This is a genomic window from Pseudorhodoplanes sp. (assembly GCF_035565855.1).
Lineage (GTDB): Bacteria > Pseudomonadota > Alphaproteobacteria > Rhizobiales > Xanthobacteraceae > Pseudorhodoplanes.
In genome coordinates, this window is sequence record NZ_DATMRX010000003.1 from 1 (window position 1) to 7,895 (window position 7,895).

At 65.9% G+C, this 7,895-nt stretch carries 7 protein-coding genes; 6 read left to right on the plus strand and 1 reads right to left on the minus strand.

Translation table 11 applies throughout. The features are described 5' to 3' along the window. Positions 1-9 precede the first annotated feature (9 nt). On the plus strand, positions 10-1,215 hold the full coding sequence (locus VN004_RS00125; protein ID WP_325606079.1) for a UbiH/UbiF family hydroxylase: 1,206 nt from the start codon (positions 10-12) through the stop codon (positions 1,213-1,215). Positions 1,216-1,409: 194 nt separating this feature from the next. Next, the gene (gene hspQ / locus VN004_RS00130) at positions 1,410-1,778 is read left to right on the plus strand and encodes a heat shock protein HspQ (protein WP_325606080.1); all 369 of its coding nucleotides are present in this window, start codon (positions 1,410-1,412) and stop codon (positions 1,776-1,778) included. A gap of 90 nt (positions 1,779-1,868) precedes the next feature. Here the strand turns inward: hspQ and VN004_RS00135 are convergent, their stop codons facing one another. Continuing rightward, positions 1,869-2,636 (minus strand): invasion associated locus B family protein, encoded by a 768-nt coding sequence (locus VN004_RS00135; RefSeq protein ID WP_325606074.1) that lies wholly within the window; start codon positions 2,634-2,636, stop codon positions 1,869-1,871. A gap of 333 nt (positions 2,637-2,969) precedes the next feature. Here VN004_RS00135 and VN004_RS00140 point away from each other — a divergent pair, with 333 nt between their 5' ends. The 4 genes from VN004_RS00140 to VN004_RS00155 all read left to right on the plus strand — a co-directional run. Then, positions 2,970-4,769 carry an extracellular solute-binding protein gene (locus tag VN004_RS00140; protein ID WP_414710208.1) on the plus strand — a complete coding sequence of 600 codons (1,800 nt, stop codon included), beginning with the start codon at positions 2,970-2,972 and terminating at the stop codon, positions 4,767-4,769. After that, the gene (locus VN004_RS00145; protein WP_325606076.1) at positions 4,736-6,316 is read left to right on the plus strand and encodes an AMP-binding protein; all 1,581 of its coding nucleotides are present in this window, start codon (positions 4,736-4,738) and stop codon (positions 6,314-6,316) included. The genes VN004_RS00140 and VN004_RS00145 overlap by 34 nt, the downstream gene beginning before the upstream one ends. Before the next feature lie 55 nt (positions 6,317-6,371). Beyond that, a complete protein-coding gene (locus VN004_RS00150; protein WP_325606077.1) occupies positions 6,372-7,655 on the plus strand; it encodes a GGDEF domain-containing protein in 1,284 nt (427 codons plus the stop codon). Positions 7,656-7,695: 40 nt separating this feature from the next. Next, on the plus strand, positions 7,696-7,895 hold a 200-nt coding region (locus tag VN004_RS00155), incomplete at its 3' end, for a DsbA family protein (protein WP_325606078.1).

Here is a 7,895-nt window from a genome sequence, read left to right on the forward strand (position 1 = left end):
GAGGCAGCGATGACGAATCCGGCGAGCGTGGAGGTGGCGATCGTGGGCGCGGGCCCAGCCGGGCTGACCGCAGCCATTGCGCTGGCGGAAGCCGGCATCCAAGCCGCGCTGATTGCGCCCCGGGCTGCTTCGGATCACCGCACGACGGCGCTCCTGGCCGGTTCGGTCACAGCGCTCGAAACGCTCGGCGTCTGGGATGGCTGCTCCGTGCACGCCGCACCGCTCCGTGTCATGCGTATCGTCGATGCCACCGGCCGCCTCGTGCGTGCGCCGGAGGTTCGCTTTACCGCGGCCGAAATCGGCCTCGATGCCTTCGGCTACAACATTGAAAACCGTCACTTGATCGCCGCGCTCGAAGCTCGGGCGGCCCGGCTTCCTTCGCTCACCCGCTTCGAGAGCGAAGCTGCCAGCATCGACCTGAACGACAATGGTGCAGTTGCGCGGCTCGGGAGCGGTGAAACGATTTCAGCCCGGCTGATTGTCGGCGCCGATGGCCGCCGCTCGCTCTGCCGCGCCGCGGCCGGCATCGAAAGCGAAGGGCGGCGCTACCCGCAGACGGCGCTGACCTTCAACCTCGCCCATACGCGGCCGCACCACGGCATCTCGACCGAATTTCACAGCGAAAGCGGACCGTTTACGCTGGTGCCGCTACCGGGCACACGGTCGAGCCTGGTCTGCGTGGTCGGCTGCGCGGAAGCCGATTTCATCAACAGCCTTGGTGAAACCGCGCTCAATGCCGAGATCGAGCGGCGATCGCACTCGCTCCTCGGCAAGATCACAGTCGAACCAGGGCGTGGAGTGTTCCCATTGGCCATTGAAACGGTTCGGGCCTTCGGTCGAAACCGCGTCGCGCTGGTTGGGGAAGCCGCGCATCTCATCCCGCCCATCGGGGCCCAGGGCCTCAACCTTGGTCTCCGCGACGCGGCGACCATCGCCGAGCTGGCGGTTGCTGCCCATCGCGAGGGGGCCGATATCGGCGCCCCCGCCCTGCTCACCCGCTACGATACGCAGCGCCGCGCCGACGTGGGCACGCGCACGCTCGCGGTGGATCTCCTCAACCGCACGCTGTTGTCGGACTTCCTCCCCACCCAGGGCGCGCGGGGTTTGGGCCTCTATTTGATCGACCGGATCGGCCCATTGCGCCGCGCGGCCATGCGCGAGGGCGTGATGCCGAGCGTCTCCCAGCCGCGGCTCATGCGCGGCGAATCGCTCTGACCGTCCCACCCATCGTTACGCCGCCCACCGCGTCAACGTGGAACAAATCCAAGCTTGTGGCCTTTTGCCGGCGGCCGCCAACTGGCATGACAGGCCCTCGCACGAGACGCCTTCGGAAGAATCCCTTGGGCTTTTTTTCGATCTGTTACGGCGCGGAATTCATCGCTACATTGCGGCCCAAGAGCAGGACCATGATGACAAAGATCGTGACCAAAAAGCTGTTCGACAGCCCATCCAAGACGCGGGTTGCCAAATTCAAGCTTGGCGAGGTGGTGAAGCACCGCCTGTTCCCGTTCCGTGGGGTGGTCTTCGATATCGACCCGGTGTTCAACAACACCGAGGAATGGTGGCTGTCGATTCCCGAGGAATCGCGGCCGAGCAAGGATCAACCGTTCTATCACCTGTTCGCCGAGAACGACGACAGCGAGTATATCGCCTACGTCTCCGAGCAGAATTTGCTGTCGGACACCTCCGGCAAGCCGATGCGCCATCCGCAAATCACAGAGGTATTCGAGCGCGATAGCGACGGCAGCTACAAGCCGCGCAATCCGATGCTGAACTGATCCGCCCGCGCCGTCCCCTTGGCCGACGGCACATACGAAAAGGCCCGCCGCTCGCGACGGGCCTTTGTCGTGTTGAAAGCAGAGGGCAGATTACCGCTGCGGAGCCTGCGCTGCTGGCTTCTGCTGGCTCTCGAGGCGCTTGCGGGCCTCTTCGGCGCGCTTCTGCAGCTCCTCCTGCAGCTTCTTTTGCTGTTCCTCGAACACCTTCGGATCGGTCGGCGGGCCGTCGTAGGCCTTGGCGAAGTCCCGGAGATCGAGCTGCGGGCTCATCGCCTGGCCGTTCATGTGGATCGCCTGAACGGTGAGAACCTGCGCCTTCTTCATCCGCGCGATGAGATCGGTCGTCGCCTCGTAATCGGCGATGCAACCGCCCGGCGGAACCACCGGCGGCAGACAGGTGACGAACGGCGCGGTCTGGGGCGTCTGCTGATCGACGATCAGTCGGGTGCCGTGCTGAAGCGCCACACCGTATGGCAAGCTCATGCGCAGGAGCTTCTTCTGCTCGCCCTCCATCTCGATGATTGCGACACTGACCACCAGCAGGCCGGATTCGACGCGACCGTCCTTGACGGTGACGCAAACCCGCTTGGCCTTCGGGTCGGCGTCCTTGTTGCAGAGCTTCACCCACGGCGAAAAGATCAGTTGTGGCTGCTCGGCGGCCTGCGCTTGCGGCGCGGGCTGCTGCTGTTGCTGCTGGGCCGGTGCCTGCTGCGCCGCCTTGGGAGCCTGTCGCGGCTTGGGAGCCGGCTGCGCCGCGGCCTGCGAGGCCGCCAGCACGGCAAACATGCTCGTCGCCGTCAGCGCCGCAAGCGCCTTGCTGGCAGTCCGTGCCGATCCGGACACAATCCGATGAGTCATTCGAGATCCCTCTGTATCGCCGTTGTTCCGCGGCGTGGCCCGCGCGGGCGCCCAGCGCCTGTCTCGACGCCCCAAAAAAGGCGGGAGCATGGCCTGGGATGCGCGCTTGATTAGCCGAATTCGGCCCCCCGATAAAGCCTCAATCGGGGCGAGGCAACAGCGGCATGATGTGTTCGGCGGACGCGGAAGCCGGCTTATTTCCCCGCATCCATCGGTGGATTGGCCGCCTATGCTAAACCTCGACCGGACAGTGATTCGACCGGGATGAAGAGGCAGCCCGTGTCCGACCCTCGCCATCGCCGTAGCGCGCATTTGCTCAGGAGAGGCAGGCGCTTGCTTCTCTCCGCTGCGCTTGGCCTGCTCGGCATCGGCCTCGCGCAGGCCCGGCCCGGCGTCCCGGAGCACGGCATCGCCATGCATGGCGAGCCAGCCTTGCCACCTGACTTCGACCATATGCGCTACGCCGATCCGAACGCGCCCAAGGGCGGCCGACTGACGCAGGGCGTGGTCGGCACCTTCGACAGTCTCAACCCGTTTATCGTCAAAGGCCTCGCGCTGCCGCAAATCCGCGGCTACGTCGTCGAAAGTCTGCTGGCGCGGGGGTACGACGAGCCGTTTACGCTCTACGGCCTGCTGGCGCGCACGGTCGAAACCGACGCCGGGCGCACGGCTGTCACCTTCACTCTCGATCCGGCGGCGCGATTTTCGGACGGTAAGCCGGTGACGGCCGAGGACGTGGTGTTTTCCTGGCAGCTTCTGCGCGACAAGGGACGGCCGAACTATCGTACCTACTACACCAAGGTCGCCAAGGCCGAGGCGCTGTCGGAGCGCGTGGTGCGCTTCGACCTGACCGGCGCCAACGACCGCGAGTTGCCGCTCATCCTTGGCCTGATGCCGGTGCTGGCCAAGCACGCTGTCGATCCAGCGACATTCGAGGACACAACCTTCGGTCCCATCGTCGGCAGTGGTCCCTATACCATCGGCGATGTCGATCCAGGGCGTAGCGTCACGCTCAAACGCGATCCCAACTATTGGGGCCGCAACCTCCCCATCAATCGTGGCCTCTGGAATTTCGACGAGGTGCGCTTCGAGTTCTATCGCGACGCCAACTCATATTTCGAGGCCTTCAAGAAGGGCCTTTACGACGTCCGGTCCGAAACCGATCCGGGCCGCTGGGAGACAGGCTACGACGTGCCGGCCTTCCGCGACGGCCGCATCGTCAAGGAGACGTTCCACACGGGCCTGCCAAAGACCTTCTCGGCCTTTATCTTCAACACCCGACGTCCGATCTTCGCCGACGTTCGCGTGCGCGAGGCGCTGGGTCTGTTGCTCGATTTCCAATGGCTCAATCGCAACTTCTTCTTTGGGCGCTATCAGCGGTCCGCGAGCTACTTCGAAGGCTCGGAGCTGTCGGCGCGAGGCCGCGCAGCGGATGCGCGCGAGCGCGCCCTGCTCGCGCCATTTCCCCGCGCGGTGCGCGCCGACATCATGAACGGCGCCTGGCAGCCGACCGTCACCGACGGTTCCGGTCGCGACCGCAATACGCTCAAGCGCGCGCTCGCGCTGTTGCGGGCTGCGGGCTACGAGCTGTCGGGCACAGTGCTGCGGTCGCACACCACGCACCAGCCCTTCGCCTTCGAAATCCTGGTGACAACCAAGGAACAGGAGCGACTGGCGCTGGCCTTCTCCCGCGACCTGTCACGCGCGGGGATCACCGCGCGCGTCCGGGTGGTCGATGCCGTGCAATACGACCGGCGGCGACTCACCTATGATTTCGACATGATCGAATACCGATGGGATCAGTCGCTGTCGCCGGGCAACGAACAGGCGTTCTATTGGGGATCCGCGGCGGCCGATGCGAACGGTACGCGCAACTATATGGGCATCAAGAGTCCGGCGGTCGATGCCATGATCGCCGCCATGCTCGAAGCGCGCGACCGTGGCGATTTCGTTTCGGCGACACGGGCGCTCGACCGCGTGCTGATGTCGGGCTTCTATGTCGTCCCGCTGTTTCACCTGCCGGATCAATGGGTGGCGCGCTGGGCCACCATCGGGCATCCGTCGCAAACGTCGCTGTTCGGCTACCTGCCGGAAACCTGGTGGCGCAAGACGCCGGCGAAGCGCAAACCGTGATCCTCGGCGATGCCAACACACCGGATGCCGATGCCCGCGCGGGCGTATCAACGCTCGATAGCCTGTTCGATTACGCCGCCACGCGCCGGCCCGATGCTGCTGCGCTGATCGACCCGCCGAACCGTGCGCATTTCACCGACGGCGCGCCGCGCCGGATGACCTATGCGCAGGCCGATCGTGCCATTTCCGCGATCGCCTCACGCCTGCATGCGCTTGGCTTGCGGGCCGATGCCGTCATCGGCATCCAGCTTGCCAATACCGTGGAGGCCGTGCTGGCGATCCTTGGCGTGATCCGCGCCGGCATGATCGCAGCACCCCTCCCGCTGTTGTGGCGCCACGCCGAGGCGGCGGACGTGCTCGGCCGGCTCGGCGCGCAAGCCATCGTTACCACCACGCGTGCTGGCGCGTTCCGCCCTTGCGATCTCGCCATGCAGATCGCAGCCGGACTTTTCCATATCCGGCATGTCTGCAGCTTCGGCCGCAATCCGCCCGATGGCGTTGTGCCGCTCGATGAATTGCTCGACGAAAACGCCAAGGCTTCTCGGCCCCTGGTCGCGCGTGAAGGCAACGCCGCAAGCCATGCGGCGATGGTGACATGGACCGTGACGCCATCGGGCCGCGCTGCGGTCGCGCGCAACCACACGCAACTGATCGCGGGCGGCCTCGCCACCGTATTGGAGAGCGGGTTGCCGCAAAACGCGAGACTTTTCGGCGGCCTTGCCATCAACTCGTTTGCGGGCTTTGCGACAACGGTCATGCCGTGGCTTCTATCGGGCGGGACGTTATCGCTTCATCATGGCTTCGACCCGGACGTCTTTGCCGCGCAGCGCGCCGACGATCGCTGCGACACGATGGTCGTTCCCGGCGCACTGGTACCGTTGCTTCAAGAGGCGGGTCTGTTCGACCACGCTGCCCTAAAGAACGTCCTTGCGGTCTGGCAGGCGCCGGAGCGCCTGTCAGTCAGCCCGACCTGGCGGCATCCGAAGGCCGGACTCATCGACGTGCTGGCGTTCGGTGACCTCGCTGTCCTGGCCTCATGTCGCGGTCCGGCCGGCCGTCCCGAACCGCTGCCGGCGCTCGAGATGCGCGCACCGCGAAGTCGCGATGAAGGGGTGCGGATCGCCGATATGGCGCGTACGCTGACCGGCACGTTGGCGCTGCGCGGGCCAATGGTGCCCCGCCATGCCTTCCCGCCGGGTATCGAGCGTCTTCATGCACCGCGTCTACAGGCCGACGCCGGGGGCTTCGTCGACACCGGCTATTCCTGCCGCATTGACCGCGCCGGCGGTACGCTCGCGATCACCGCGCCTCCGCTCGGTGTCATAACCATCGGCGGCTATCACTTCCTGCTCAGCGACCTGACCCGGCTGGTCAAGCGAGCGAGCGGCAACGCCTACGTCACCGCATTGCCCGACACGCTGACCGGCCATCGACTTGCCGGTATCGCCAGTCTGCCCGAGGACGTTCGTTCGCGCCTCGCGACGCTTGGCGCCAACCCACTGCTCGCATCCGCCTTCGGCCAGCGGCGTAAGCCTCAGGCGGCCTGACAGGCTCAAAAAACGCCCGCCGTCGTTGACCAGACGTTAATGGCGCGCGCGTAAGGTGGCGTCTCTGTTCCCGGTCCTGCGTACAAATCCCATGTCGCTACAAGGTCCCATCCTGATCGTCGCGGACAAGCCCGCCATCCAATTGGCGCAAGCTTTGACCGACGCTGGCGCGTTTCCCGTCATCGAAGCGTCGTGGTACGGCGCGTGTACTGCGCTTGCGGAGGTCAAACCCTCGGCCGTGGTGATCGCCGCGCTCGACCACTCGAACGCCGACACGGCGCAGGCCCTGGCACGGCAGGCTGCAGAGGCGTCGCCGTTCGTTCCTGTGCTGGCCCGCGTGCCGGACGACCTGCCGTTCCCGCTGCCCGATGTCTTGACCGTTCCGGAAGCTGCCTCATTCGCGCGGCTGGTCACGCGCCTCTCGGCTGCGCTCCGTGTCCGCACGTTGCACGCCACGGTGCTGACCCGCTCGCTCGCGCTCAAGGCCGAACGCGAGATCGTCGCCGAACTGCCGGACGGCGATCCACTCGATGATGCCACCGTGCTGCTGATCGGCCGCGGTCGCCACCATGCAACACTCAGCGTCGCGGTCGGCGAGTGCATGGGCGTAATCGGCGCTCTCAGCGTCGATACCGCCGCGCGATGCCTCGTGGCGCGCGAGGTGGATGGCGTGGTGATCGGCGATGGCCTCGCCGCAGGCGCGGTCGATGCCTTCCTCACGTTATTCGCGGAGGATTCCCGTTTCCGCGAGCTGCCGGTCGCGCTGCTCGGCCATCGCGACGACGCGACGGCGCCGACGAAGCTGGTTTGCGCGCGCGATCCATTGGCGCTGCTGCAACGCGCCGCCCCGTTGATCCGCTTGCGGGCATTCGAGACGGCGCTCAAGCGGCTGCTGGCGTCAATCGAATGCAAGGGCATGCTCGATGCGCAAACGGGGCTCCTCACCAGCACCGCGTTCGGCCCTGCGTTGGGCCTTGCCATCGAAGACGCCGGCGAGCGCGGCGTCGGCCTGTCGCTGGCACGCTTCTCCTTCGATGACCTGATCGACCGTCGCACCAACCTTGACGCGGCGCGTCTTGTCAGCCGCCTTTTGCGCGACAGCGACTTCGCCTGCCGTCAGGAGGATGGCTCCATCCTGTTCGTCTTCGGCGATACGGATTTGCGCGGCGCCCATGTCGCGGCGCGGCGACTGGCCAGCGTGCTGAAGCACACCATGCTACGGCCCGGCGGCGAGCGGCCCACCGCAAGCCCTTCGGTGACACTGGCAACGCTCAAGCCTGGGGATACGGTCCTCACCCTGCTGGGGCGTGTCATCCCGCGCCCGGTTGCCGCCGCCTGATTGCAGGCTTAAGTCTGGCGGATCAGCAAACGAGGCCGCCATGCCCAATCAAGTGTCCGAGCATCAGAACGCCGCAACGCCGCTTACGATCGACGTCGTCTCGGACGTGGTTTGCCCCTGGTGCTTCATCGGAAAGAAGAGACTTGAAAAGGCCTTGGCCCTCAAGCCGGATATTCCGGTTGAGGTCCGCTTCAGGCCCTATTTCCTCAATCCGTGGGTGCCGCGCGAGGGCATCTCGCG

Excerpts from the sequence above, each read along its gene's own strand:
- VN004_RS00135 (WP_325606074.1), bottom strand. The coding sequence starts at position 2,636 with ATGACTCATCGGATTGTGTCCGGATCGGCACGGACTGCCAGCAAGGCG.
- hspQ (WP_325606080.1), top strand. The coding sequence starts at position 1,410 with ATGACAAAGATCGTGACCAAAAAGCTGTTCGACAGCCCATCCAAGACG.
- VN004_RS00125 (WP_325606079.1), top strand. The coding sequence starts at position 10 with ATGACGAATCCGGCGAGCGTGGAGGTGGCGATCGTGGGCGCGGGCCCA.